This window comes from Microbispora sp. NPDC046973 (assembly GCF_040644495.1).
GTDB lineage: Bacteria > Actinomycetota > Actinomycetes > Streptosporangiales > Streptosporangiaceae > Microbispora.
Genome location: NZ_JBEYWQ010000015.1, coordinates 48351 through 74264 on the forward strand (window position 1 = coordinate 48351; position 25914 = coordinate 74264).

The following is a 25914-nucleotide window of genomic DNA, read 5'->3' on the forward strand; positions in this document are numbered from 1 at the left end:
CGAGACGCGGGGGCCCGCATCGGTGCGAAGCGGTTACTTGAGGCCGCCGGCCATGGCGGTGATCAGCTCACCGTTGGCGGTGTCGCCGCTGAACTCCCAGAAGAAGGCCCCGCCGAGACCCTGGTTCTTGGCGTAGGTCATCTTGCCGCCGATCGTGGCGGGGGTGTCGTAGCTCCACCAGTTCGAGCCGCACTTGGCGTAGGCGGTGCCGGCGACCGTGCCGGTGGCCGGGCAACTGGTCTTGAGGACCTTGTAGTCCTCGATGCCCGCCTCGTACGTGCCGGGCGCGGCGCCGGTGGCGGTGCCGCCGGGGGCGTCCTGGGTGACGCCGGTCCAGCCGCGGCCGTAGAAGCCGATGCCCAGCAGGATCTTGCTCGCCGGCACGCCCAGGCTCTTCAGCTTCTGCACCGCGTTGTCGGAGTAGAAGCCCGCGACCGGGATGCCGGAGTAGGACGTGAGCGGCGAGTGCGGAGCCGTCGGGCCCTTGGCGTCCCAGGCGCCGAAGAAGTCGTAGGTCATCACGTTGTACCAGTCGACGTACTGCGCCGCGCCGCCGTAGTCGGCGAGGTCCATCTTGCCGCCGGAGTTGCCGTCGGCGGTGATCGCCGCGGTGATCAGGTAGTCCTTGCCGAACTTGGCGCGCAGCGCGGCCATGAGGTTCCTGAACGCCGCCGGGCCGCTGGTGTCACAGCTGAGGCCGCAGGCGTTCGGGTACTCCCAGTCGATGTCGATGCCGTCGAACACGTCCGCCCAGCGCGGGTCCTCGACCAGGTTGTAGCAGGAGTTCGCGAACGCGGTGGGGTTGGCCGCCGCCTGCCCGAAGCCGCCCGACCAGGTCCAGCCGCCGAAGGAGTAGAGGATCTTGATGTTCGGGTACATCGCCTTGAGCTTGCGCAGCTGGTTGAACGCGCCGCGCAGCGCGTTGGGGTTGTCCCAGGTGTCGGCCTTGCCGTCCACGCTGTTGGCGGTGGTGTAGGCCATGTCGTAGTCGGCGTAGGAGTCGCCGATCGCGCACTGGCCGTTCGTCACGTTGCCGAAGGCGTAGTTGATGTGGGTGAGCTTGGCGGCCGAGCCGCTGCTCACGATGTTCTTCACGAAGTACTGCCGGCCGTAGACGCCCCAGTCGGTGAAGTAGCCCATCACCTTCTTACCGCCGGGCGGCGGGGGCGTGCTCGGGCTCGGGCTTGCCGAGGGAGACGCCGAGGGAGACGCCGACGGCGAGACGGAGGGCGAGGCGGACGGGCTGGGGCTCGGGCTCTTGCTCGGGCTGGCCGAGGGGGAGGCGGTGGGCCCGCCGGTGCAGGGCGCGCCGTTCAGGGTGCAGTTCAGCGGCGTCGAGCCGCCGGGCGCTCCGACGAAACCGAAGCTCGCCGAGGCGCCCGCCGCGAGGCCGCCGCTCCACGAGGGGTTCTTGAACGTGTAGTGGTTGCCGCTCTTGGTCATGGTGGCGTCCCAGGCCGAGCTGATCGTCGCGCCCGAGGGCATGTCGATCTCGACGGTCCAGCTTGGCAGGGCGTCCGACCCTGCCTTCACCGTGAACTTGCCCTGGAAGCCGGAGCCCCAGTCGGAGTCGACGGCGTACGTGGCGGTGGCGGGGGTGGCGGCGGTCGCGGTCCCGAGCGCGAGCGGCGCGAGTAACGCGGCGCTCGCGATCAGGGACCCCAGGAGGATCTTTCGCAACGGAGCTCCTGCTCTTGGGGGGTAAAGGACAGGAAAGTTTCCTATTAGTTAGGAGAGTAAGCACGGACGACGAAGGGGTCAACGCCCTCGTGGCCCTCTAAGCGTCGTTTAAGCCTCCGCTAAGGTCGCCCCGGCCGGGCGACAGGAGAGTCTCCACCCCGGGGGGCGCGGCGGGCGCCGGCTCTCGTACGATGATTCGGTGCACGGCTTCGTCCGCTCCGTGTGGTACGAGCCCCGTCCCCCGGATCCACCCGTACGCGTCTGGCGGGACTGGGCGCTCGTCGGGGTGCTCGTGCCGCTCGCCCTGCTCGAAGGCGCGCTGCGGCCGGACCTTCCCTGGCGGCTCTTCCAGGTCGTCGTCACCGCCGGGCTGGTCCCCACCCTGCTGTGGCGGCGGACCCGGCCGCTGGCGATGCTCGCGATCTGCTTCGTCGCGACAGGTGCGATCCCGGTCCTCGCGACCGGCGCGACCCTCGACATGTACACGCTGGGATACCTGCTGATCCTGCCGTACGCGCTGTTCCGGTGGGGGTCGGGCAGGGAGATCGTGACCGGCCTGGGGATCATGCTCGCCGCCACCGGCCTGTCCGTGCTCGTCGACCACGCCGCTGTGCCCGACGTGGTCGGGCCGTTCGCCGTCATGCTCGCGACCACCAGCCTGGGCGGCGTGTTCCGCTACCGGGCCGGGGCGAGGATGCGCGAGATGGACCAGGTCAAGCTGCTGATGCGCGAGCAGCTCGCCCGCGACCTGCACGACACGGTCGCGCACCACGTCTCCGCGATGGCCATCCGCGCACAGGCCGGGCTCGCCACCGCGGCGTCGCGGCCGGACGCCGCGGCCGAGGCCCTCCGGGTGATCGAGGCCGAGGCGGCACGGGCCCTCGACGAGATGCGGGCCATCGTCCGCGTCCTGCGCCGGGACCGGCCGGCGGAGCTGACGCCCGGCCGGCGCATCGCCGAGCTCGAGGGGCTCGCGAGCCGGGGCGGCTCCCACCACCCGGCGGTCGAGGTGGAGATATCGGGCGACCTGGACGGCCTGTCGCCGTCGGTCGAGTCCGCGGTCTACCGCATCGCCCAGGAGGCGGTGACCAACGCCGTGCGGCACGCGCGTCACGCCACCCGGGTCGAGGTGCGCGTCGCCGCCGACGAGACGGTCGTGCGCCTGTGCGTGAGCGACGACGGCGACGGTGGCTCCGGGCGCCAGGGCACGCCGCCGGGATACGGGATCATCGGCATGAGCGAGCGCGCGAACCTGCTCGGCGGCACGTGCGTGGTCGGCCCCGACCGCGATCGGGGGTGGACGGTGACCGCGGTGCTTCCCCGGGCCGGCGTCGCGCCATGAGCGAGCGGAGCGAGCGAGCCGGTGGGCGCGGCGTCCGGGTGCTGATCGCCGACGACCAGGAGATCGTCCGCACCGGGCTCTCGATGATCCTCGACGCGCAGCCGGACATCGAGGTCGTCGCCACGGCCGCCGACGGGCGGCGGGCCGTCGAGCTCGCGCGGCGCCTGCGCCCCGACGTGTGCCTGTTCGACATCCGTATGCCGGGGACCGACGGCATCGAGGCGACCCGGTCCCTCGCCGGACCCGACGTCGCCGACCCTCTCGCCGTCGTCGTCATCACCACGTTCGACCTCGACGAGTACGTCTACGCCGCGCTGAGAGCAGGGGCCCGGGGTTTCCTGTTGAAGAACGCCGGCGCCGACATGCTCGCGCAGGCCGTGCACGCCGCCGCCGGCGGCGAAGCTCTCATCGCCCCGAGCGTCACCGCGCGGCTGCTCGGGGCCTTCGCCCGCACCGGACCCGCCTCGTCACCCGCGCAGCCCGTCGAGGCGCTCACCTACCGGGAGGAGCAGATCCTCGCCGCCGTGGCGCGCGGCCGGACCAACGTGGAGATCTCCGCCGAGCTGCACATCTCGCTCAGCACGGTCAAGACCCACGTCGCCAGCCTGATGGCCAAGCTCGGCGCCCGCAACCGCGTGGAGATCGCCATCTGGGCCTACGAGACCGGCCGCGTCAGGAGCTGACCGGGCTCCCGGCTCCCGCGCATCCGGCCGATCGGCGCTCCGCCGAGGCGGCGGCGTTCAGCGCGCTATCGCCCAGCCGGGCGCCCAGGTCCCGGCGGCGTCGTGGCCGGCCGCCGTGGCGGCGAGGTGGGCGCGGAGGGTGGCCAGCGCGGGGTGGGGGTTGGCGCGGTGCCACAGGAGTGAGTGCGGGTAGACGGGCGTGGGATCGGTCACCGGGATACGGCGCAGGCCGTGCCCGGCGGGCCAGACGAGGCGGGTGTGCCCGCCCATGAAGGTGGCCAGGGCCGGGGTGTCGGCGACGGTGTCGAGGAGCGCGTCGGAGCCGAAGTTGGGGCCGGTCGCCTCGATGGTGAGGCCGAACTCGGCGACGAGGTCGTCGTAGTAGGCCGCCCACTCGCTGCCGGGGACGATGCCGGGCATCCAGATCCGGTGCCCGGCGAGCTGAGCGACGGTCACCGACCGGGCGCCCGCGAGCGCGTGGGCGGGACCGGTGAGGAGCTGGAGCGGCTCGTCGAGCACCCGGACGGACTCGATGTCCTCGGGAAGCGGACGGCCGGGCATGGCGACGGCGCGGAAGGACGCGTCGATCGCGCCGGATCGGATGGCGGCGACGGCCCGCTCGATGTCGAGCAGCATCACCACGTCGAGCTCGATCTCGGGGTGCGCGCGGTGGAAGCCGCGCATCAGGCCCGACCCGGCGCCGCGCGAACTGAGCACGTCGACGCGCAGTGGACGACTGCCCGCGCGTACGGAAGCGACGGCCCGGTCGGCCGCGCGCAGCAGCTCCCGGGCGTGGGGCAGGAACGCCTGCCCGTCGATGGTGAGTTCGGCGCCGCGCGGCGTGCGGGTGAACAGCCGCACGCCGAGGTCGCGCTCCAGCGCGGCGATGCGCTTGGAGACGGCCTGCTGGGTGACCGCCAGCTCGGCGGCGGCCTCCTGGAACTGCCCCGCGTCGGCGGCGGCGACGAACGTCCGGACGGTGTCGAGGTCCATGCGGACACCCTAGGGATACAACCGCCGGTTGTGGCCGGGCGGCCTGGCGTTGTTTGATCCCCGGTCGTGGTCCTCGCTTTGATGCTTTCGATCGCGGATCGGTTGTGCGGGTGACTGACGAGGGGCGTGGGACATGCGGAACGGGCACCGGCTGGGGCGGCGGTTCGGGTGGCTCTGGGCAGCGTACGGGACCAGCGCGCTCGGCACATGGCTCGCCTTCGGCGCGTTCCCGCTGATCGCGGTGCAGGTGCTGCACGCAGGGCCGGCGGAGGTCGCGGCGTTGGCCTCCGTGGGGGCCGCGGTGGGCGCGGCCGTCGCGGTGCCGCTGGGCCCGTGGGTGGAGTTCCGCCGCAAGCGGCCGGTGCTGATCGGGACGGATCTGGTGCGGTTCGCGGCGCTGCTGACGATCCCCGCCGCGTTCGCGCTCGGCGTGCTCTCCTTCGTCCAGCTCCTGCTGGTCTCGGTCGTCGTCGCGGCGGCCGACATCACCTTCCGCGCCGCCTCCGGCGCGTACCTGAAGACGCTGGTGCCGGCCGGGGACCTGCTCGTCGCCAACGCCCGATTCGAGTCCACCGCCTGGACGACCACGATCATCGGGCCGCCGCTGGGCGGTGCCGCGATCGGGCTCCTCGGTCCGGTGGCGACGGTGGTGGCCGACGCGGTCAGCTACCTGCTGTCGGCCCTGGGCATCCGCGCGACGGGCGGCAGGGAGCAGCGGCCCGAGCGCCGGGAGACCGCGCCCCTGCGGGCCGGGGACCTGCTCGACGGCTGGCGGTACATCCTCGCCGACGCGACGCTGCGCCCCCTGTTCTTCAACACCGCCGTGTTCAACGGCCTGGTGATGGCCGCCGACGCGCTGCTGGCCGTCCTGATGCTCGGCCGGCTCGGGTTCGAGCCGTGGCAGTACGGCCTGGCCTTCGCCGCGCCCTCGATCGGCGGGCTGCTGGGTTCGCGGCTGGCCCGGCCGCTCGTCACCCGGTTCGGGCAGCACCGGGTCCTGGTCGTGTCCGGGGCGCTGCGCGCGCTCTGGCTCGTCGGCCTGGCCTTCGTGGGGCCGGGCGCCGGAGGGCTGCTGCTGGTGATGGGCGTCGAGCTCGGGCTCATCTTCTGCTGCGGGGTCTTCAACCCCGTCTGCGCGACCTATCGCCTCGAACGCACCGCGACCGGCCGGATCGCCCGCACGCTGTCCGCCTGGACGGTGACGACCAAGGCCTCGACCGCGCTCCTGACGGCCGTCTGGGGCGTGCTGGGCGGCCTGCTCGGCCCGCGCACGGCCATCGGCCTGGCCGGCGTGCTCCTGCTGGCGACCCCGCTGCTGCTTCCCCGGCGTGCCGCGGCGCCCCCTGCCGATCCCTCTGCCGATCCCCCTGCCGAGCCCCCCGCAGAGACCGAGTCCGCACCGAGCCGCGCCTGACGGGCCGCCACGGCCGTCACCGCGATCCCATCACCCAAGGAGAGAAAATGACCGTCACGACCCCGGCGCCGGACCCCCGGACGGCCGCACTGCTCGTCATGGACTACCAGCAGGCGATCCTGGCCGCGCTCCCCGACCAGGCCGGCCAGGAAGCGCTGCTGACGCGGGTGGCCGGCGCCATCGCCGACATGCGCGCGCACGGCGCCGCCGTCGCCTACGTGCGAGTCGGATTCACCGAGGCCGACTGGGCGGCGATCCCGCCGGCCAACAGGGCTTTCTCCTTCCTCGGCCGGCAGCGCCTCATGCACCACGCGGATCCCGCCACGGACATCCACCCTCGGCTCGCTCCCGAGCCCGGCGACATCGTCGTCCGCAAGACCCGCTTCGGCGCGCTGTCCACGACGGACCTGGACCGGCGGCTGCGGGCTCGCGGAATCACCACCCTGGTCATCGCCGGCATCACCACCAGCGGCGTCGTGCTGTCCACCGTCACCGACGCCGCCGACCGCGACTACCGGCTCTACGTCCTGTCCGACGGGGTCGCCGACCCGGACCCGCACGCCCACCAGACCCTGATGACCGGCGTTCTCCCGAGAATGGCCCACATCATCGACACCGCAGAGCTGTGCTCGCTGATGTGCTCGCTCCGGGACGAGAGCCATCCCGATCAGGAGGAGACGGCCAGGGTGTGAGCCGCCTACTTCGCGCCTCGGGACGGAGCCGGAAGCATGGAACCTCTGCGGACGGCCCACTCCGCGACGACGAGGTTGATCACCCATCCGGCGCCCATCAGCAGCGCCCGGGGGAGCGGGCCGGGCTCGCCGGCCAGCGCCATCCAGGGACCGACGGTCAGCAACTGGGTGCCCGCGCCCATGCCGATCGCGTAGCCCCGTGTCATCCAGGCGCGGTGACGGGCGACGTCCCGCCGCCGGATCGCCGCGAAGCCGAGGACGAGCGAAACGATCATGAGGGTGCCGAACACCAGTCGCAGGCCCATGAGGAGGGCGCTGTCGTTGGGCAGGTGGGGATAGAACAGCGTCATCCACAGACCCGTGAACGCGCTGACGATCCCGGACGGCACCACGAGCCGCCCGGCGGCGCGATGCCAGGCGGGCCTGCGGCGGCGTGATCCGCGGGCGAACTGGAGGGCCCCCAGGACGCTGAAGAGGGTGACGGAGACGATGTGCGCGACGACGGGCGCGGGCGTCGCGAAATACCGGGCGCTGTCGTGCGTGATCGGCCCGCCGCCGGCCAGTTGCCCCAGCCGGGTGGAACCGGCGATCACCGGGACGGCGCTGAGCGCGATCAGCGCGGCGGGCACGAGCCACCGGGGTGCGAGCGTGGGCCGTTTCGTCAGTGTGGTCATGCGCCGATAGTGGTCCGCGAGGGGGCGGCGCTTCATCGGCGGAACGGCCGGAACCGCACCGCCCGATCGGCTGCCGATCGGGCGTACTTTCGGCCGATACGCCCTGGGCGTGGCGCTTCTTACGCTGGCCCTCCCACCGCCGAGGTGACGAGGAGAACCCCATGAAGGCGTACGTCCTGCGCTCGTACGGTCCGCCCGACGTCCTGGAGCTCACCGACGTCGTCACGCCCGTGCCCGGCCCCGGCGAGGTGCTGGTGCGGGTGCGCGCCACCTCCGTCCAGCCGTACGACTGGCACCACATGAGAGGCGAGCCGTACGCCGCGCGCCTGATGGGCGGCACGCTCGGCCCGCGCGGGCCGCGAATCGGCATCCTGGGCGCCGACGTGGCGGGACAGGTCGAGGCGGTCGGCGCCGGCGTCACGGAATTCCGCCCGGGCGACGAGGTGTTCGCGCTGCTCACCCAGGGCGGCTTCGCCGAGTACGTGTGCGTGCGGGAGAGCGAACTGGTCCGGAAGCCGGAGAACCTGTCGTTCGAGCAGGCGGCCGCGGTGCCGCTGGCGGCCGTCACCGCGCTGATGGCGCTCGACCAGGGAGGGGTCCAGGCGGGCCACGCCGTTCTCGTGAACGGGGCCTCGGGCGGTGTGGGGACGTTCGCCGTGCAGCTCGCCAAGGCGTTCGGCGCCGAGGTCACCGGTGTGTGCAGCGGGCGGAACGCCGGCCTGGTGCGGTCGATCGGCGCGGACGAGGTCGTCGACTACACGAAGGAGGACTTCACCCGGCGCGGGCGGCGCCACGATCTGCTGCTCGACATCGCGGGCACCCGCTCGCTGCGGGCCTGCCTGCGGGTGCTGAAGCCCCGGGGGACGCACGTCCTCGTCGGCGGGCCGGCCGGACGGTGGCTGCAGCCCGTCGGTCACATGATCGCGACGCTCGCGGTGGCGCCGTTCGTGTCCCAGCGGGTGGTCGCGACCCAGGTGGTCGGCGCCGGGAACATCCGGGGCGACCTGATGCGGCTGACCGATCTCATCGAGGACGGCAAGGTCACCCCGGTGATCCACCGCAGCTATCCGTTCGCGGAGATCCCGGCGGCCATCGGATACGTGGAACAGGGGCACGCCCCAGGAAAGGTCGTCATCACGGTCTGACCGGCCTTTCCGGGGCCCGCCTCGCCCGTCTCGCCGCAAAGGCCCGCGAAAGGGCCGCGAAAAAGCCGGGGCACGGCGTAGGCGGCGGTGGCTAGGCTTCGGCCGCCAGGCGCAGCCGGTCGGCCAGGTCGCGCAGGACCGGGATCAGCTCGGGCGGGTCCAGCACCCGGAACGGGAATCCCTTGGCCGCGACGTGCAGGGCCAGCGTTTCCAGCGAGTCGGAGCCCGTGTGGAACAGGCAGGCGTCGGCGCCGTACGCCTCCAGCCGGCCGGCCGTGGGGGAGGAGCGCCTGGCCACCGCCTCGATCGGGGCCTCGAACAGGATCCGGGCCCGGTAGCGGTAGGGCGCCGACGAGATCGCCTGGGAGACGTAGGCCGCCACGTCGCCGGACGGAGGCGTACGCGGGGCGAACCGGGCGCCGGGCGGGTCCACAGGTCCCTGGATCCGGTCGGCCCGGAAGGTCCGCCAGGCGTCGCGGTCCACGTCCCAGGCCAGCAGATACCACCGGCGGTGCGTGTGAGCCAGCCGGTGGGGCTCGACGGTACGGACCGACAGGCCGTCCCGTCCCCGGTACCGCAGCCGCAGCCGCCGATGATCCCGGCAGGCCGCCGCGAGCGCGGTCAGCAGGCCGGGGTCGACCGCCTCGCCGACCGGCGCCGGCCCGGTCAGCGGCACGGCCGCCGCCCGGAACGCGGTCACCCGGTGCCGGAGGCGGGCCGGGAGCATCTGTTCGAGCTTGGCCAGCGCCCGCACCGAGCTCTCCTCCAGCCCGGCCACGCTGCCGGTCGCCGCTGTGTGCAGCCCGATCGCCACCGCCACCGCCTCCTCGTCGTCGAGCAGCAGCGGCGGCAGCGCCGTGCCGGCGCCGAGCCGATAACCGCCCGCGACTCCCGGAGTCGCGTCCACCGGATAACCGAGGTCGCGCAGTCGGTCGATGTCGCGCCGCACCGTACGCAGGCCCACGCCGAGCCGTCCGGCCAGGTCGGCGCCCCGCCAGTCGCCGCGCGACTGGAGCAGCGAGAGCAGCCGGAGCAGACGTGCCGAGGTTTCCAGCATGACCGGAATTGTGCCCGCCATTAGTGACCGAACCTGACACCGATCGTTCCTACGGTGATCGCATGACGAACACCGAGATCCGTCCGTTCCGCGTCGAGATCCCCCAGGCCGACGTCGACGACCTGCGTGATCGGCTGGCCCGCACCCGCTGGGCCCCCGAGCTGCCGGGAGCCGGCTGGGAGCGCGGCGTGCCGACCGGCTACCTGCGCGACCTGGCGGTGTACTGGGCGGAGAAGTACGACTGGCGGGCGCACGAGGCGGCGATCAACGCCCATCCGCAGTTCACGACCACGATCGACGGCATCGACCTGCACTTCCTGCACGTCCGCTCGGCCGTGGCGGACGCCACGCCGCTGCTGCTGCTGCACGGCTGGCCCGGTTCGATCGTGGAGTTCCTCGACGTGATCGGCCCGCTCACCGACCCCGTGGCGCACGGTGGCGACTCCGCCGACGCCTTCCACGTGGTGATCCCGTCGCTTCCCGGGTACGGCTTCTCCGGCCCGCTGCCCGCTCTCGGCTGGACCGACGGACGGGCCGCCGCGGCGCTGGCAGAGCTGATGGACCGGCTCGGCTACGACCGGTACGGCGTGCAGGGCGGCGACGTGAGCGCTTTCATCGCCCCGCTGATCGGCCGAGTGGCGCCCGACCGGGTCGTCGGGGTCCACCTCAACGCGCTGGTCACCTTCCCGACGGGGGACCCGGCCGACATGGCCGCGCTCACCGAGGCCGAACGGGAGCGGCTGGGGCGGATGAAGGACTGGCAGGACCGGTCGAGCGCGTACATGCAGATTCAGGGCACGCGGCCGCAGACGATCGCGCACGCCCTGCACGACTCCCCGGCCGGCCAGCTCGCCTGGATCGTGGAGAAGTTCCAGGAATGGACCGACCCGGCCGCCGATCTGCCCGAGGACGCCGTGGACCGCGACCGGATCCTCACTGACGTCAGCCTCTACTGGTACACCGGCACCGCGGGCTCGGCCGCGCACACCTACTTCGAGCGGTTCAACGACCCGTCCATGTGGGCGCCGCGCGAGCGATCGAGCGTGCCGACGGCCGTGGCGGTCTTCCCCACAGACTTCGCCATCCGTGGGTTCGCCGACAAGACCCACACCATCGTGCGCTGGACCGAGTTCGACCGGGGCGGTCACTTCCCCGCCCTGGAGGCGCCCGGCCTGCTCGTGGAGGACCTGCGGGAGTTCTTCCGCGGCCGCGCCTGACCTGCTTCGGGGACAGACTCACCTCAAGGTGATTCGTCGCGCCCGGGCGAGGCCGGCAATCAGTTCGGCACGGGTCTGGTGCTCGTGCCCAACCCACGCGGGCTGCCGGGCTCGCCCGCCTGAGCGAGCCCGGCCCGCCAGGCGTCATCCTCGCCGGATGTGCGCCACGGAACTCAGATCTGGTTCAGGCCGCCGTCGACGTACAGGCTCGAACCGGTGATGAAGCTGCTCTGCTCGGAGGCGAGGAAGGCCACGGCGGCGGCGATCTCCTCCGGGCGCCCGAGCCGGCCCAGCGGCACCTGTGCGGCCAGGTGCTGCTTGAGGGCGGCGGCCTGTTCCGGGTCGGGAGCGAGCCCCGACAGACCAGGGGTGTCGGTCGGGCCGGGCGTGATGGTGTTGACCCGGATGCCGCGTCCCTTGAGTTCGTTGGCCCAGGTCCGGGCGAACGATCGGGTGGCGGCCTTGGTCGCCGCGTACACGCCGAACGCCTCCGCGCCGACGTCCACGTTGGTAGAGCCGTTCAAGATTACCGAGGCGCCGTCGTTGAGCAGGGGCAGCGCCTTCTGCACGGTGAACAGCGTGCCCCGGACGTTGATGCCGAAGAGGGTGTCGAAGTGCTCCTCGGTGACCTGCTCAAGCGGCACGAACGCGGCGACGGAGGCATTGGCGAACAGGACGTCCAGACCCCGCCCCCGGCCGCGGATCGTCTCGTAGATCCGGTCCAGGTCGGCCAGGTTCGAGATGTCGCCGATCATCGCGGTAGCCGCTGAGCCGATCACTTCGACGGCTGCGTCGAGTTCGGCCTTGCGCCGGCCGGTGATGAACACGTGGGCGCCCTCGGCCGCCAGCCGTACGGCACTGGCCAGGCCGATTCCGGTGCTGCCCCCGGTGACGAGAGCGGTCTTGCCCTCAAGTAGTCCCATGCGAACAACCTCCCCAAACTTCTGCAGCGATCGCTGCTGAAGTCGAACAGTAGCACTTCTGCATCGATCGATGCGGAAGGGGTAGGCTGCGGGGATGGCAACCAGACAGAGCGGCCCGATCGGCCGGCCGCGAGGATTCGACGCCGACGACGCTCTTGAGCGCGCCATGCTGGCTTTCTGGGAGCACGGCTACGAGGGGGCCAGCCTGGCGAAACTGACCGAGGCGATGGGCATCTCCGCCAAAAGCATGTACGCAGCCTTCGGCAACAAGGAGGAGTTGTTCCGCAAGGCCCTGGAGCGCTACACCGAAGGCCCGAGCGCGTACCTGGCCCGGGCCCTGGAGGAGCCGACCGCCCTCGGCGTCGCCACCGCGATCCTGGCCGGTGTCGTTCGGACCACCACCCGCCCGGCCCATCCCCACGGGTGCCTGGGCGTCCAGGGTGCCCTGGCCACCGGCGACTCCGGGCAGGCGGTCCGTGACCTTCTCGCCGCCTGGCGCAACAACGGCTGCTCCCGCGTCCGGGAGCGGTTCCAGCGAGCCGTCGACGACGGCGACCTGCCTCCGGAGACCGATCCGGGGCTGCTGGCCCGATACGTCACGACCTTGGTGTTCGGCATCGCCGTGCAAGCCGCGAGCGGTGTCGGCCGCGATGAACTCCAGGAGATGGCCGACGCCGCCCTACGCGACTGGCCGCCCCTTTGAGAACCGCCCGCCGCTCAGGTCGCCCACGCCGGCGGCGTAGTCGCGCCTCTGCGAGCCCACGTGCCCGGGCAGCCTCTCTACCTGGACGCAGGTAGGAAGACCTACACCGCCTCCTCGGAGGCGGGCGGCTCGATCGTCTTCGGCTCCTCCATCTCCGCGCTCACGGCCGTCGGGCTCTCCACCGGCCGCAGCCAGACGACGCCGAGCGGCGGCACGCGCAGCCGGGTCGAGCAGGGCAGCCCGTGCCGCGGCTCCTCGACCGACTCGACCGCGCCCATGTTGCCGACGCCGCTCCCCGCGTACTCGTACGCATCGGTGTTGAGGATCTCCTCCCACCGCCCGGGGGTGGGCAGGCCGAGGTGGTAGTCCTCGTGCGGGGAACCGGAGAAGTTGGCGACGCAGGCCAGCACCGAGCCGTCCGCGCCGTACCGCAGGAACGACAGCACGTTGCCCGGGGCGTCGTCGGCGTCGATCCAGCGGAAGCCCTCATGGGTGTTGTCGCGCGAGTACAGCGCGGGCGAGTCCCGGTAGACGCGGTTGAGGTCCTTCACCAGGCGGCGTACGCCCTGGTGGAAGTCGAAGTCCAGCACCCACCAGTCGAGGCCGTTCGCCTCCGACCACTCGGCCCCCTGGCCGAACTCGCCGCCCATGAACAGCAACTGCTTGCCGGGGTGGGCCCACATGAAGCCGTACAGGGCGCGGAGGTTGGCGAAACGCTGCCACTCGTCGCCCGGCATCTTGCCCAGCAGCGACCCCTTGAGGTGGACGACCTCGTCGTGCGACAGCGGCAGCACGAAGTTCTCCGAGAAGGCGTACATCAGGGAGAACGTCATCTGGTGGTGGTGATACTGCCGGTAGATCGGCTCCCGGGACATGTAGCTGAGCGAGTCGTGCATCCAGCCCATGTTCCATTTGAAGCCGAAACCGAGCCCGCCGAGATGGACGGGCCGCGACACGCCGGGCCAGGCGGTCGACTCCTCCGCGATCGTCATGATGCCCGGCTCCTCGCGGTAGACGACGGAGTTCATCTCCTTGAGGAACTCGATCGCGTCGAGGTTCTCCCTGCCGCCGTACACGTTGGGCGTCCACTCGCCCTCGCGGCGCGAGTAGTCGAGGTAGAGCATCGAGGCCACGGCGTCCACCCGCAGGCCGTCGACGTGGAACTCCTTCAGCCAGTAGAGCGCGTTGGCCACCAGGAAGTTGCGCACCTCGTTGCGCCCGAAGTCGAAGACGTACGTGCCCCAGTCGGGGTGGGTGCCGCGGGCGGGGTCGGCGTGCTCGTAGAGCGGCGTGCCGTCGAAGCGGGCCAGCGCCCACTCGTCCATCGGGAAGTGCGCGGGCACCCAGTCCACGATGACGCCGATGCCGGCCCGGTGCAGCTCGTCCACGAGGTGGCGGAAGTCGTCGGGGGAGCCGAAGCGCGAGGTCGGGGCGTAGTAGGAGGTCACCTGGTAGCCCCACGAGCCGCCGAACGGGTGCTCGGCGACCGGCAGGAACTCCACGTGCGTGAAGCCCATGTCCTTGACGTACTCGACCAGCTCGCGGGCGAGGTCGCGGTAGGACAGGCCGGGCCGCCAGGAGCCCAGGTGCACCTCGTAGGTGCTCATCGGCTCGGCGAGGGCGTCGCGCGACGGCCGGGCGGCCATCCACTCCTCGTCGCGCCACTCGTAGGCGGACCTCTCGACGATGCTGGCGGTCGCCGGGGGCACCTCGGTGCGGCGGGCCATCGGATCGGCCTTCTCCCGCCAGATCCCGTCGAGGCCGAGGATCTGGAACTTGTACCGGGTGCCCTCGCCGATCTCCGGGAGGAACAGCTCCCACACGCCCGACCGGCCGAGCGAGCGCATGGGGTGGGCGGCGCCGTTCCAGTGGTTGAAGTCGCCGATCACCCGCACGCCCTGCGCGTTCGGCGCCCACACCGAGAAGGCCGTCCCGTCCACGTCCTCGTGACGTATCACCCGCGCCCCGAGCACCTCCCACAGCCGCTCGTGCCGGCCCTCACCGATCAGGTGGAGGTCCAGCTCACCCAGCGTCGGCCAGTGCCGGTACGGATCGTCCGTCTCGTACGGCGGGGCGTCGGGGTAGGTGATGCGCAGGCGATAGTCGGGGACCTTGTCGACGCCGGGCAGCGTCACCTCGAACACCCCGAACGCGAGATGGCTCATCTCGTGCGCCGACCCGTCGGCCAGCACCTCGACCTTCTCCGCGAAGGGGCGCAGGGCCCTGATCGTGACACCGTCGGGCCCGGGATGGGCCCCCAATATGGAGTGGGGGTCGTGATGCGCGCCCCCCGCCAGCCGGTCCAAATCCATGTCGCCCAACCTGCCCTAGATATATCCCTCCGAACACCCTGATCTTGTCAGCGAAAGGCCGCGAGCGGGATGGGTAGCCATGAGGGCCGGTTGCGCGCCTCGTAGACGACCTCGTACACCGCCTTGCTCAGTTCGAGCGCGCGCAGCAGCACCGCGTCGTCGCCGCGGATGCGCCCGCCGCCCTCCGAGTAGCCGGCCAGGAACGCGGCCCGGTTGCGCTCCGACCACTCCCTGGCCCGGTTCTCCAGCCCGTCGGCGTTGGGGTGCCCGGCCAGCAGGTGCCGTGCGGCGTATTCGAACGAGCGCAGCATGCCCGCCACGTCGCGCAGCGGCGAGTCGAGCGCCCGGCGCTCGGCCAGCGGCTGGCCCGGCTCGCCCTCGAAGTCGAGCACCACCCAGTCGGTCATGGTCCGCATGACCTGGCCGAGGTGGTAGTCGCCGTGCACCCGCTGCACCGGGATCTCGTGGCCGAGATCGGACAGCCGGTCGAACGCCTCGACGGCGACGGCGGCGTGCTCGCCGAGGCGCGGCACCTCGGCGACCGCCTTGTCCAGGCGGCGGCGGAACCGCTCGGTCATCCGCTTGATCTCGGGCGGCTCGATCGTCCCCGTGGGGAAGGCTCGCGCGAGTTCGCGGTGCACCTGTGCGGTGGCCAGCCCGAGCCGCCGCGCCTCGGCGGCGAAGTCGCCTCCGGCGTCCTCCGCCGGCATGCCCTCCTGGCACGCGTAGAGGTCGCGGACGCTGGTCAGCGCCATCGACCAGCCTTCATTGGCGTTCTGCAGGTACTCCTGCATGATCGCCAAGGTGGTCGGCTCGCCCTGGAGCTCGGTCTCGATCCAGCCGTACGGCTTGGCCACGTGGGCCGAGCCCGCGTCCGCGAGCGCCGTGATGATCTCCAGCTCGGGGTTGACCCCCGGGTTGAGCTGGCGGAACAGCTTGAATATGTACTTGTCGCCGTACACCAGCGAGGTGTTCGACTGCTCGGCGGTCAGCACGAGACTGCGCTGCGAGGTGTCGATCTCCGCCCCGTGCGCGAGGTGGAAGCCGAGGCCGTCGAACCGGCGGTCGCCGGCCATCCCCTCCAGCAGATGCCCCGTCAGGGCGGAGTCGTGCAGCGCGTCGTAGACGTTCACCTCGCGGTCGTCACGGCGGCACGTGCCGATCAGCACGTGCCCGAGCCGGTCGGGCACGTGCTCACGCAGCCCGACCGGGATCTGGTAACGCGTGTGGCGCTCCCCCTGCCGCACGCAGACGATCAGATGGAGCAGCGCCGGGTCGCCGGCGGCGATCTCGATCTCGGAGTCGATGGACAGGTCGTCGATGGCGCGCCCCTTGCCGGCGAACCACCGTTGTCCGGTGATCCAGCCGGCCAGGAGTCCCTGAAGTGAAGTCGTCACTCCTCCTTCGTGCCGGCCGTCCTCTGCGTGACGGGCAGTGTGAACCAATAGAACCCATGCCCAGGGAGCGTCAAAAGATACGGAAGCTCGCCGATCGGTGGAAAAGGAACTCCGCCCATGCACTCGACCGGCGTGGATCCCTCGAACCTGCGCAGGTCGAGCTCGACCGGCTGGGGGAAGCGCGACAGGTTGTTGACGCACAGCACCCGGTCGTCGCCCAGCTCGCGCACGAACGCGAGCACGCTCGGGTTGGACGAGTTCAGCTCGGTGAACTCACCGAGGCCGAACACCGGGTGACGCTTGCGGATCTCGATCATCCGCTTGGTGAAGTGGAGCAGCGAGCTGGCGCTCTTCTGCTGCGCCTCGACGTTGATCGCCTGGTACCCGTAGATCGGGTCCATGATCACCGGCAGGTAGAGCCGGCCGGGGTCGCAGCTCGAGAAGCCCGCGTTGCGGTCGGGCGTCCACTGCATCGGCGTGCGGACGCCGTCCCGGTCGCCGAGCCAGATGTTGTCGCCCATGCCGATCTCGTCGCCGTAGTACAGCACGGGTGAGCCGGGCAGGCTGAGCAGCAGCGCGGTGAACAGCTCGATCTGGTTGCGGTCGTTGTCCAGCAGCGGCGCCAGCCGGCGGCGGATGCCGACGTTGGCCCGCATGCGGGGGTCCTTGGCGTACTCGGAGTACATGTAGTCGCGCTCTTCGTCGGTCACCATCTCGAGCGTGAGCTCGTCGTGGTTGCGCAGGAAGATGCCCCACTGGCAGTTCTCGGGGATCTTCGGCGTCTGGGCCATGATCTCCGAGATGGGGTAGCGCGACTCCCGCCGCACCGCCATGAAGATGCGCGGCATCAGCGGGAAGTGGAAGGCCATGTGGCACTCGTCGCCGCCGGTGACCGGGTCGCCGAAGTACTCCACCACGTCGGCCGGCCACTGGTTGGCCTCGGCCAGCAGCACCCGGTCGGGGTAGATCCGGTCGACCTCCGCCCGCACCCGCTTCAGGTACGCGTGGGTCGCCGGCAGGTTCTCGCAGTTGGTGTCCTCCTGCTCGAACAGGTACGGGATGGCGTCGAGCCGGAAGCCGTCGATGCCGAGGTCGAGCCAGAAGCGGATGACCTCCATCATCGCGTCCTGCACCGCCGGGTTCTCGAAGTTGAGGTCCGGCTGGTGGTGGAAGAACCGGTGCCAGTAGTACTGCCCGCGGACGGGGTCGTAGGTCCAGTTGGACGCCTCGGTGTCGACGAAGATGATCCGGGCGTCCTGGTACCTCTCGTCGGTGTCGCTCCACACGTAGAAGTCGCCGTACGGGCCCTCGGGGTCGTGCCGGGACGCCTGGAACCAGGGGTGCTGGTCGCTGGTGTGGTTCATGACCAGGTCGGCGATGACCCGGATGCCCCGTTTGTGCGCCTCGTCGACCAGCTTGATGAAGTCCCCCAGGTCACCGAAGTCCGGAAGGATCTTCATGTAGTCCGAGATGTCGTACCCGCCGTCCTTGAGGGGGGACTCGTACAGCGGGAGCAGCCAGAGGCAGTCGATGCCGAGCCACTGGAGGTAGTCCAGCTTCTCGATGAGGCCGCGGATGTCGCCGGTGCCGTCGCCGTTCGAGTCGGCGAAGCCCCGGATCAGCACCTCGTAGAAGACAGCCCGCTTGTACCAGCGCCGATCCCGTGGTTCCTCCTCGGTGAAGGTGTTCGGGACGGGCTGCGTGTGGCTGGGCTGGATGTGACTGGGCTGAGGTGTCGTCGAGCTCACCTTTTGACTCCCCGGATGTGCCGAGCTGCGCTCACGGGCGGTGCGCTGACCCGTGGCGGAGCGTGAGAATGTGTGCGGGATGTACGTGCGGGTCGAGGCGCACGTAGTTCGCCTGCCCCCAGCGGTACGACTCGCCCGACAGTTGGTCGTCCACGACGAACTCGGCATGCCAGTCGAGACCGAGGGCAGGCATGTCGAGCCGGACCGTCGCCTCGTGTGTGTTGTGTGGATCCAGATTGACGACGGCCAGCACGACATCGCCTAGTCCGTGCCGTCGTGAGGCCGTGTCATAGGCGCCGGGCAGCCGCTTGGAGAAGCAGATCACGTCCGGCTGGTCGACGTTGTGAAAACGTAGGTTACGCAATTCCTGGAGCGCCGGGTGTGCTCTTCTCAACAAATTGAGCTGGGTAATGAACGGGGCAAGGCTACGGCCCTCACGCTCCGCCTCCGCCCAGTCACGCGGCCGATACTGGTACTTCTCGCTGTCGAGGTACTCCTCGCTGCCCGGACGGACCGGGACGTTCTCGGCCAGTTCGTACCCCGAGTAGACCCCCCAGGTGGGCGCCATCAGCGCCGCCAGGACCGCCCGGATCTTGAACGCCGGCACGCCTCCGTGCTGGAGGTACTCGTGCAGGATGTCGGGCGTGTTGACGAAGAGGTTCGGCCGCAGGTAGTGCGAGGTCTGGTGGGACAGCTCCCGCAGGTACTCCTCCACCTCGGGCTTGGAGTTGCGCCAGGTGAAGTACGTGTACGACTGGTGGAACCCGACCTTCGCGAGGGTCTGCAGCATGGCCGGGCGGGTGAACGCCTCGGCGAGGAACAGCACGTCGGGGTCGGTGGAGTTGATGTCGGACAGCAGCCGCTCCCAGAACCGGACCGGCTTGGTGTGCGGGTTGTCCACCCGGAAGATCCGCACACCGTGGTCCATCCAGTGCCGGACCACCCGCTTGATCTCCGCGTAGATCCCCTCGGGGTCCTTGTCGAAGTTCAGGGGGTAGATGTCCTGGTATTTCTTCGGCGGGTTCTCGGCGTACGCGATCGAGCCGTCGGCCCGGATGTTGAACCACTCCGGGTGTTCCTTGACCCAGGGGTGGTCGGGGGAGCACTGGAGCGCGAGGTCGAGGGCGACCTCCATACCCAGCTCGCGTGCCTTGGCCACGAACTCGTCGAAGTCCTCGATCGTGCCCAGATCGGGGTGGATCGCGTCGTGCCCACCCTCCTGTGCGCCGATGGCCCAGGGCGACCCGGGGTCGTACTGGTCGGGCGTCAGGGTGTTGTTGCGGCCCTTGCGGAACTGCGTGCCGATCGGGTGGATCGGCGGCAGGTAGACCACGTCGAAGCCCATCTGGGCGATCGCCGGGAGCCGCTTGGCCGCCGTCGTGAACGTCCCCGACTTGGGTGCGACGCCCTCCTGCCCCACCACGGCCCCCTCGGAGCGGGGGAAGAACTCATACCAGGAGCCGAACAGCGCCCGCCGCCGGTCCACCCGTACGCGGTTGCGGCCCGACCGGGTGAGCAGGTCGCGCAGGGGGTGCGCGGCGATCAGCGCGGCCGTCTCGGGCATCTGGGTCGCCGCGAAGCGCGCCCTGGGGTCCACCGCCTCGTCCCGAAGGCGGGCCGCGAGGGCCAGCAGCGCGGCCCGGTGCCCGCAGACGCCGCCCGCCTCCGTCGCCGCGCAGTCGGCCGCCCGCACGCCCTTGGCCGCCCGCTCGAACAGCCGGGCGCCCTCCTCGCACATGAGGTCGGCGTCCAGGTTGCGGGGGATCTTGATGCCCGCGTCGTGCATCCACGTGGCGATCGGATCACTCCAGGCCTCGACCCGGAACTGCCACAGGCCCTCGGCGGGCAGCGTCACCTCCACGCTCCACCGGTCGGTGCCGGGCGCGACCTCGCGCATGGGCAGCATCCGGCCCGGCGTGCCGCTCGGGTCGATCAGCACCACGCCGGCGGCGACCGCGTCGTGTCCCTCGCGGAACACCGTCGCGCTGATCTCGAAGGTCTCTCCCGCGGCGGCCTTGGCGGGCCACTGGCCGCAGTCGACGACGGGCTGGATGTCCTGGATGGGAATGCGTCCGATCATCGTCACTTCGTACTCGGGGGCGGCACACCGGGAGCCGCCGGGGCTTGCGGGGCAGGAACAGCTGTGGTCAGGCGGGCAGCGCGGGAGGCAGGATCCGCTGGCCGCGGTCCTTCCTCATCCATACAGGGGTTGCCCCAATAGTCCACTCTTACCCCTGCCGAACGAAAGACCGCTCGCCGTGTTTGGGACGGCGTCCCCGGGAGATCGATCATTGCGTGCCGGCCGCCGCGGTCGGGCACGGACATCACCAGGTCAAGGGTACTTTGGTGAGGTTTGAACCGGTTTGATGGTGGTGAGAGCGTTCGAGAACTGGCATCGCAGTACGACAAGTTTGATTCGGTCGCGCGTCGTGGCGCTGAGTAACTAGGGTCTGGCCCCGTGAGAGCTATCCGCAGGTTCACTGTCCGAACCGTTCTTCCCTCACAGCTCGCACCTCTGGGTGAGTTGGTCCAAAACCTCCGATGGTCGTGGCACCCCGAGACCATGGACCTGTTCGCCGAGGTGGATCCCGACGTCTGGGAGCGTGTCGATCACGACCCCGTCGCGCTGCTCGGCGCGGTCGAGGCCGACAGGCTGCGCGAGCTCGCCCAGGACCGGCGCTTCCTGCGCCGCCTGGCCGACGCCGCCGACGACCTGCGCGAGTACATGACCGCCCCCAGGTGGTACCAGTCGCTGGAGGGCGTGCCGCAGGCGATCGGCTACTTCTCGCCCGAGTACGGCATCTCCGCCGCCCTGCCGCAGTACTCCGGCGGCCTCGGCATCCTCGCCGGCGACCACCTGAAGGCCGCCAGCGACCTCGGAGTGCCGATCCTCGGCGTCGGCCTGCTCTACCGGCACGGCTACTTCACCCAGTCGCTGTCCGCGGAGGGCTGGCAACTCGAGCACTACCCCTCCCTCGACCCCGGCGGCCTGCCGCTCACCCTGCTCAAGGAGGAGGACGGCGCGCCGGCCCGCATCAAGATCGGCCTGCCGGAGGGGCGTGTCCTGCACGCCCAGGTCTGGGTGGCCCAGGTCGGCCGGGTGCCGCTGCTCCTGCTCGACTCCGACGTCGCCGAGAACGACACGGTCGCCAGGGACGTGACCGACCGCCTGTACGGCGGAGGCGGCGACCACCGCCTGATGCAGGAACTGCTGCTCGGCATCGGCGGCGTGCGGGCCATCCGGGCCTACTGCCGGATCACCGGCCACCCCGAGCCCGAGGTGTTCCACACCAACGAGGGCCACGCCGGCTTCCTCGGCCTGGAGCGCATCCGCGAGCTCACCGAGGCCCGGCTGTCGTTCGAGGAGGCCCTGGAGGCCGTACGCGCCGGGACCGTGTTCACCACCCACACGCCGGTCCCCGCCGGCATCGACCGGTTCCCGGCCGAGATGATCGCCCGCCAGTTCGGCGGGTCCAACGCCTGGCCGACGGTATCGGTGGACCGCATCCTCGAGCTCGGCGCCGAGCCCGAGGGCCCCGAGGCCGACAAGTCGGTCTTCAACATGGCCGTCATGGGCATGCGGCTGGCCCAGCGGGTCAACGGCGTGTCCGAGCTGCACGGCCACGTCAGCCGGGAGATGTTCCAGGGCCTGTGGCCGGGCTTCGACGTGGACGAGGTGCCGATCGGCTCGATCACCAACGGCGTCCACGCCCCCACGTGGGTCGGCCGGGAGATGATGGAGCTCGCCGGCGAGGAACTGCCCTCGCTGATCGACAAGGCGCAGGGCTGGGAGGGCGTGCACAAGCTCTCCGAGGCCGACATCTGGGGCATCCGCGCCAAGCTGCGCGCCCGCCTGGTCGAGGAGGCGCGCCGGCGGCTGCGCAAGTCGTGGCGGCAGCGCGGCGCCAGCGAGGCCGAGCTGGGCTGGGTGGACGAGGCGCTCGACCCGGACGTGCTGACGATCGGCTTCGCCCGGCGGGTGCCCTCCTACAAGCGGCTGACCCTCATGCTCTGCCAGCCCGACCGGCTCCGCAGGCTGCTGCTCGATCCGGACAAGCCGGTGCAGATCGTCATCGCAGGCAAGGCGCACCCGGCCGACGAGGGCGGCAAGAAGCTCATCCAGCAGATCGTCCGCTTCGCCGACTCCGAGGACGTGCGGCACCGCATCGTCTTCCTGCCCGACTACGACATGGCGCTCGGGCAGCTCATGGTGACGGGCTCCGACGTGTGGATGAACAACCCGCTGCGCCCGCTGGAGGCGTGCGGCACGTCCGGCATGAAGGCGGCGCTCAACGGCGGCCTCAACCTGTCCATCCGCGACGGATGGTGGGACGAGTGGTACGACGGCAACAACGGCTGGGCGATCCCCAGCGCCGACGGCGTCGACGACCCCGAGCGCCGCGACGAGCTGGAGGCCACGGCGCTGTACGACCTCATCGAGCGCGAGGTCGCCGACCGCTTCTACGACCGGGCCGCCGACGGCCTGCCGCGGCGCTGGCTGGAGATGGTCAAGCACACGCTGAGCTCGCTCGGGCCGAAGGTGCTGGCCGGGCGCATGCTGCACGACTACGTCACCGACCTGTACACCCCGGCGGCGGCCTCCGCCCGGTCGCTGGCGGCCGACGGGTACGGCAACGCCCGGCTGTTCGCGGCCTGGAAGCTGCGCGTGGCCAAGGCGTGGCCGGGCGTGCGGGTCGAGCACGTCGAGGCGACCGGCGTGGGGGACACCCCCGAGCTGGGGGCCCGGCTGGAGCTGCGGGCCACGATCGCCCTCGGCGAGCTGTCGCCCGAGGACCTCCAGGTGCAGGCCGCCTACGGCAGGGTGGGCGCGCACGACGAGCTGCTGTCACCCGGCTACGTCACGCTGAAGGTCGACTCGGTGGGCGACGACGGCAGGGCGCACTACACCGGCGTCGTGCCGCTGGACCGCACCGGTGCGTTCGGCTACAGCGTGCGCGTGGTCCCGTTCCACCCGCTGATGGCGTCCGCGGCGGAGCTCGGCCTCATCACCGTCCCTGAGGAGCCGGTCGGCATGACCAACGGCACCCTGCGCTAGGGCTGGGAAGAGTTGACCCGGTCACCCCTCTCGCCTGCTTCCGTGGCAGGTGAGAGGGGTAGACCAGCACCATGGCACAGGCCCTGCACATCGGGATGGTCGCCCCGCCCTGGTACGACGTGCCGCCCCGCACGTACGGCGGCATCGAGGCGGTGACCGCCGCCCTGGTCCACGGCCTGCGGGCGCGCGGGCACCGGGTCACCGTCATCGGGGCAGGCCACGGCGTGGACCTAAGGACCTACGACGAGCCGCCCTCGGCACGGATCGGCGAGCCGTTCCCCGAGGTGGTGCACGCGGCCGAGGCGGCCCGCCTCCTGCGGGGCCTGGACGTGGACATCGTCCACGACCACTCGCTGGCCGGGCCGCTCACCGCCGGGGGGCGGCTCGTGCCGACGGTCGTCACCTGCCACAACGACGTGAGCGGAGAGCTCGGCGACTACTACCGGAGCCTCGGCGCGGACGTGTCCCTGGTCGCCATCTCCTCGGCCCAGCGCGCCCACGCGCCCGGCCTGAACTGGGTGGGGCGGGTGCACAACGCGCTGGACGTCGCGGCGTGGCCGTTCCTGGAGCACAAGGACGACTGGGTGCTGTGGCTGGGACGGCTCAGCCCGGACAAGGGCGCGCACCTCGCGATCGAGGCGGCGCGCGCGGCGGGCCGCCGCATCCTGCTGGTCGGCAGGCAAGCCGAGCGGGCGGAGCAGGCCTACTTCCGCGAGCGGGTGGAGCCGCTGCTCGGGCCCGGCGTCGAATACCTGGGAGAGGCGGACGGCCCGCTCAAGAGCGAACTGTTCTCCCGGGCCCGGTGCCTGGTGCTCCCGCTGCTGTGGGACGAGCCCTTCGGCATGGTCATGATCGAGGCGATGGCCTGCGGCACGCCGGTGGTGGCGCTGCGGCGGGGCGCGGTGCCCGAGATCGTGGTGGACGGGGTGACCGGCTACGTCCGCGACACGCCCGGCGAGCTCCCCGCCGCGATCGAGGCGGTCTCCGCGCTGGACCCGCACGCCGTGCGCGACCGCGTGGTCCGGCACTTCGACGTGCCCGTGATGGTCGAGGGATACGAGCGGATCTACCACGGCATCGCGGCCGCGACGCCGGCCGCTCCCCGGCGGCCCCTCCCGCTCGGGCGCTGATCTCCCCCTTATCGTGGGGGCCATGGGTGAATTCGTCAGGGTGGAGATCTCCGAGCACATCGCCACGATCCGGCTCGACCGGCCGAAGATGAACGCGCTGAACCGGCAGGTCCAGGAGGAGATCGCGGAGGCCGCGGGGCTCGTGGACGCCGACCCGAACACGCACGCCGTCATCGTCTACGGCGGCGAACGCGTCTTCGCGGCCGGCGCCGACATCAAGGAGATGGCGGTCATGTCCTACGCCGACATGGCCGTGCACTCGCGCACTCTGCAGGACTGCTTCACCGCCGTCGCGCGGATCGGCAAGCCGGTGATCGCGGCGATCACCGGGTACGCCCTGGGCGGCGGCTGCGAGCTCGCGCTGTGCGCCGACTTCCGGGTGGCCGGGCAGAGCGCGAAGCTCGGCCAGCCGGAGATCACCCTCGGGATCATCCCCGGCGCGGGCGGGACCCAGCGCCTGTCCCGGCTCGTCGGGCCCGCCCGGGCTAAGGATCTGATCTTCACCGGGCGGCACGTGGACGCCGCCGAGGCGCTCGCCATCGGCCTGGTCGACCGGGTGGTGCCCGACGGCGAGGTCTACACCGCGGCGCTCGAACTCGCCGCGACCTTCGCCGAGGGACCGGTCGCCGCGGTCCGGGCGGCCAAGCTCGCCATCGACCACGGCCTCGAGACCGACCTCGACACCGGCCTGGAGATCGAGCGGCTCCAGTTCTCCGGTCTGTTCGCCACCCAGGACGCCCGGGAGGGCATGACGGCCTTCGCCGAGAAGCGCCGTCCCAAGTTCACCGGACGGTGACATCGCCGCGCCCCTTTGTGTTGATCTGCCGCGCCTTCGGCGCGGCGGCTCGGGGCGCCTGCAGTCCGCGTCCCTCGCGGATCAGGCTGTGTGGGCGAGGATGGCGCCGGCCAGTTCCGCGTGCACCTCGGGCGGCAGGGTGTGGCCCATGCCTTCGACCGTCATCAGCCGGGCGCCGGGGATCTGCTCGGCGATGAGAGCGCCGTGGCCCGGCTTGGCGGGCTCGTGCGTGCCCTCGACGACCAGGGTGGGCGCCGTGACCCGGTGCAGGACGCCCACCGGCTCGAAGTCCGGCTTCGCCGCCGCCGCCAGCCGGTGGTTGGCCGCCGCGTCGAGGTCGCGCGCCCGGTCGTACCGGCGTTCGGCCAGCCTGCGCGAGGCGTCCTCGTCGAACGGCAGGCCGGTGCCGTGCAGCACGCGGTCCTCCGCGATCATGCGCTCGATCCGCTCCCGCCGGTCGCGCGGCGGCGGCGCCACGATCAGCTCGCGGTAGAACGCGACGAACTCCGGCGTGGGTTCGGGCAGGCTGCCCTCGGGCTGCGGCTCGCCCATCAGCGCCCGCATGATCACCGCGCCCTCACCGCCGCCGAGCGGCGACGAGCCGATGACGGTGAGCGTCCGCACGCGCTCCGGCCGCTCCACCGCGATCAGCTGCCCGAGCAGCCCGCCCGCCGAATGGCAGACCAGATGCGCGCTGTCCAGCCCGTGCGCGTCCATCACCCGCAGCACGTCGTTCTTGATGTCGTCCCATGTGTACGGATCCTTCTCGAAGTCGATGACGTCGGACATCCCGGTGTCGCGGTGGTCGTAGCGGATCACGCGCCGGCCGCCGGCGGCGAGCCGGCCCACGAACTCGTCCGGCCACAGGATCCCCTGCGACATCGAACCCATCACCAGCACGATCGGCGCGTCGGCCGCGGCCCCGAACTCTTCACTCCAGATGTTTGGCATG

Annotated in this window: 20 protein-coding genes; 10 read left to right on the top strand and 10 right to left on the bottom strand. The window is 71.3% G+C overall.

From position 1 onward, the window contains the following. Positions 1–33: 33 nt before the first annotated feature. Positions 34–1680, bottom strand: a complete 1647-nt coding sequence (locus ABZ860_RS25625; protein ID WP_357224622.1) for a glycosyl hydrolase family 18 protein — start codon at positions 1678–1680, stop codon at positions 34–36. Positions 1681–1879: 199 nt separating this feature from the next. On the opposite strand from ABZ860_RS25625, the gene ABZ860_RS25630 reads away from it, so the two are divergent. Both ABZ860_RS25630 and ABZ860_RS25635 read left to right on the top strand, forming a co-directional pair. Then, positions 1880–3022 carry a sensor histidine kinase gene (locus ABZ860_RS25630; RefSeq protein ID WP_357224625.1) on the top strand — a complete coding sequence of 381 codons (1143 nt, stop codon included), beginning with the start codon at positions 1880–1882 and terminating at the stop codon, positions 3020–3022. Then, positions 3019–3705: a response regulator transcription factor gene (locus tag ABZ860_RS25635; RefSeq protein WP_357224626.1), complete on the top strand. Its 687-nt coding sequence runs from the start codon at positions 3019–3021 to the stop codon at positions 3703–3705. The genes ABZ860_RS25630 and ABZ860_RS25635 overlap by 4 nt, the downstream gene beginning before the upstream one ends. Before the next feature lie 57 nt (positions 3706–3762). Here ABZ860_RS25635 and ABZ860_RS25640 read toward each other — a convergent pair whose 3' ends face one another. Further along, complete coding sequence (locus ABZ860_RS25640) at positions 3763–4698, bottom strand: LysR family transcriptional regulator (RefSeq protein WP_357224629.1); 936 nt, start codon at positions 4696–4698, stop codon at positions 3763–3765. Positions 4699–4831: 133 nt separating this feature from the next. On the opposite strand from ABZ860_RS25640, the gene ABZ860_RS25645 reads away from it, so the two are divergent. Next, positions 4832–6112 carry an MFS transporter gene (locus ABZ860_RS25645; RefSeq protein ID WP_357224630.1) on the top strand — a complete coding sequence of 427 codons (1281 nt, stop codon included), beginning with the start codon at positions 4832–4834 and terminating at the stop codon, positions 6110–6112. Positions 6113–6159: 47 nt separating this feature from the next. Further along, on the top strand, positions 6160–6804 hold the full coding sequence (locus ABZ860_RS25650; RefSeq protein ID WP_357224633.1) for a cysteine hydrolase: 645 nt from the start codon (positions 6160–6162) through the stop codon (positions 6802–6804). Between the two features lie 5 nt (positions 6805–6809). Here ABZ860_RS25650 and ABZ860_RS25655 read toward each other — a convergent pair whose 3' ends face one another. Beyond that, positions 6810–7478, bottom strand: a complete 669-nt coding sequence (locus ABZ860_RS25655) for a DUF2306 domain-containing protein (protein WP_357224635.1) — start codon at positions 7476–7478, stop codon at positions 6810–6812. A 161-nt stretch (positions 7479–7639) separates the two neighbouring features. Here ABZ860_RS25655 and ABZ860_RS25660 point away from each other — a divergent pair, with 161 nt between their 5' ends. Continuing rightward, entirely contained in the window at positions 7640–8623 is a 984-nt protein-coding gene (locus ABZ860_RS25660; protein WP_357224637.1) for an NAD(P)-dependent alcohol dehydrogenase, read from the top strand. Positions 8624–8714: 91 nt separating this feature from the next. Here ABZ860_RS25660 and ABZ860_RS25665 read toward each other — a convergent pair whose 3' ends face one another. After that, a complete protein-coding gene (locus tag ABZ860_RS25665; protein ID WP_357224638.1) occupies positions 8715–9680 on the bottom strand; it encodes a WYL domain-containing protein in 966 nt (321 codons plus the stop codon). A gap of 62 nt (positions 9681–9742) precedes the next feature. Between ABZ860_RS25665 and ABZ860_RS25670 the strand changes: the two genes are divergently transcribed. Beyond that, on the top strand, positions 9743–10897 hold the full coding sequence (locus ABZ860_RS25670; RefSeq protein ID WP_357224640.1) for an epoxide hydrolase family protein: 1155 nt from the start codon (positions 9743–9745) through the stop codon (positions 10895–10897). 173 nt (positions 10898–11070) lie between these two features. Here ABZ860_RS25670 and ABZ860_RS25675 read toward each other — a convergent pair whose 3' ends face one another. Further along, a complete protein-coding gene (locus ABZ860_RS25675) occupies positions 11071–11820 on the bottom strand; it encodes an SDR family oxidoreductase (protein WP_357224641.1) in 750 nt (249 codons plus the stop codon). A 94-nt stretch (positions 11821–11914) separates the two neighbouring features. Here ABZ860_RS25675 and ABZ860_RS25680 point away from each other — a divergent pair, with 94 nt between their 5' ends. Next, positions 11915–12523 (top strand): TetR/AcrR family transcriptional regulator, encoded by a 609-nt coding sequence (locus ABZ860_RS25680; RefSeq protein WP_357224643.1) that lies wholly within the window; start codon positions 11915–11917, stop codon positions 12521–12523. Positions 12524–12624: 101 nt separating this feature from the next. On the opposite strand, the gene glgB is transcribed toward ABZ860_RS25680, so the two are convergent. Genes glgB through ABZ860_RS25700 form a run of 4 tightly spaced genes read right to left on the bottom strand, consistent with a single transcriptional unit; the run spans position 12625 to position 20060 of the window. Then, positions 12625–14835, bottom strand: coding sequence for a 1,4-alpha-glucan branching protein GlgB (gene glgB, locus ABZ860_RS25685; protein WP_357224644.1), 2211 nt, complete (start codon positions 14833–14835; stop codon positions 12625–12627). Between the two features lie 47 nt (positions 14836–14882). Beyond that, entirely contained in the window at positions 14883–16232 is a 1350-nt protein-coding gene (locus tag ABZ860_RS25690; protein WP_357224646.1) for an aminoglycoside phosphotransferase, read from the bottom strand. After that, the gene (gene treS, locus ABZ860_RS25695) at positions 16229–17980 is read right to left on the bottom strand and encodes a maltose alpha-D-glucosyltransferase (protein ID WP_357224647.1); all 1752 of its coding nucleotides are present in this window, start codon (positions 17978–17980) and stop codon (positions 16229–16231) included. Before treS ends, ABZ860_RS25690 begins: the two co-directional genes overlap by 4 nt. Positions 17981–18011: 31 nt before the next feature. Further along, positions 18012–20060: an alpha-1,4-glucan--maltose-1-phosphate maltosyltransferase gene (locus ABZ860_RS25700; protein ID WP_357224649.1), complete on the bottom strand. Its 2049-nt coding sequence runs from the start codon at positions 20058–20060 to the stop codon at positions 18012–18014. Between the two features lie 378 nt (positions 20061–20438). Between ABZ860_RS25700 and glgP the strand changes: the two genes are divergently transcribed. The 3 genes from glgP to ABZ860_RS25715 all read left to right on the top strand — a co-directional run bounded on the left by glgP (position 20439) and on the right by ABZ860_RS25715 (position 24962). Beyond that, on the top strand, positions 20439–23036 hold the full coding sequence (glgP, locus tag ABZ860_RS25705; RefSeq protein WP_357224652.1) for an alpha-glucan family phosphorylase: 2598 nt from the start codon (positions 20439–20441) through the stop codon (positions 23034–23036). A 71-nt stretch (positions 23037–23107) separates the two neighbouring features. After that, positions 23108–24166, top strand: a complete 1059-nt coding sequence (locus tag ABZ860_RS25710) for a glycosyltransferase family 4 protein (RefSeq protein ID WP_357224653.1) — start codon at positions 23108–23110, stop codon at positions 24164–24166. Positions 24167–24188: 22 nt separating this feature from the next. Beyond that, positions 24189–24962: an enoyl-CoA hydratase-related protein gene (locus ABZ860_RS25715; protein ID WP_357224655.1), complete on the top strand. Its 774-nt coding sequence runs from the start codon at positions 24189–24191 to the stop codon at positions 24960–24962. Between the two features lie 81 nt (positions 24963–25043). Here ABZ860_RS25715 and ABZ860_RS25720 read toward each other — a convergent pair whose 3' ends face one another. Then, on the bottom strand, positions 25044–25913 hold the full coding sequence (locus ABZ860_RS25720) for an alpha/beta fold hydrolase (protein ID WP_357224657.1): 870 nt from the start codon (positions 25911–25913) through the stop codon (positions 25044–25046). Between the last annotated feature and the right edge of the window lies 1 nt (position 25914).

Bases quoted from the DNA above. Each gene is read 5' to 3' on its own strand.
- ABZ860_RS25650 (WP_357224633.1), top strand. From the start codon at position 6,160: ATGACCGTCACGACCCCGGCGCCGGACCCCCGGACGGCCGCACTGCTC.
- glgB (WP_357224644.1), bottom strand. From the start codon at position 14,835: ATGGATTTGGACCGGCTGGCGGGGGGCGCGCATCACGACCCCCACTCC.
- ABZ860_RS25640 (WP_357224629.1), bottom strand. From the start codon at position 4,698: ATGGACCTCGACACCGTCCGGACGTTCGTCGCCGCCGCCGACGCGGGG.
- ABZ860_RS25645 (WP_357224630.1), top strand. From the start codon at position 4,832: ATGCGGAACGGGCACCGGCTGGGGCGGCGGTTCGGGTGGCTCTGGGCA.
- ABZ860_RS25700 (WP_357224649.1), bottom strand. From the start codon at position 20,060: ATGATCGGACGCATTCCCATCCAGGACATCCAGCCCGTCGTCGACTGC.
- ABZ860_RS25710 (WP_357224653.1), top strand. From the start codon at position 23,108: ATGGCACAGGCCCTGCACATCGGGATGGTCGCCCCGCCCTGGTACGAC.
- ABZ860_RS25670 (WP_357224640.1), top strand. From the start codon at position 9,743: ATGACGAACACCGAGATCCGTCCGTTCCGCGTCGAGATCCCCCAGGCC.
- ABZ860_RS25635 (WP_357224626.1), top strand. From the start codon at position 3,019: ATGAGCGAGCGGAGCGAGCGAGCCGGTGGGCGCGGCGTCCGGGTGCTG.
- ABZ860_RS25680 (WP_357224643.1), top strand. From the start codon at position 11,915: ATGGCAACCAGACAGAGCGGCCCGATCGGCCGGCCGCGAGGATTCGAC.
- ABZ860_RS25655 (WP_357224635.1), bottom strand. From the start codon at position 7,478: ATGACCACACTGACGAAACGGCCCACGCTCGCACCCCGGTGGCTCGTG.
- ABZ860_RS25720 (WP_357224657.1), bottom strand. From the start codon at position 25,913: ATGCCAAACATCTGGAGTGAAGAGTTCGGGGCCGCGGCCGACGCGCCG.
- ABZ860_RS25715 (WP_357224655.1), top strand. From the start codon at position 24,189: ATGGGTGAATTCGTCAGGGTGGAGATCTCCGAGCACATCGCCACGATC.
- ABZ860_RS25675 (WP_357224641.1), bottom strand. From the start codon at position 11,820: ATGGGACTACTTGAGGGCAAGACCGCTCTCGTCACCGGGGGCAGCACC.
- ABZ860_RS25660 (WP_357224637.1), top strand. From the start codon at position 7,640: ATGAAGGCGTACGTCCTGCGCTCGTACGGTCCGCCCGACGTCCTGGAG.
- ABZ860_RS25665 (WP_357224638.1), bottom strand. From the start codon at position 9,680: ATGCTGGAAACCTCGGCACGTCTGCTCCGGCTGCTCTCGCTGCTCCAG.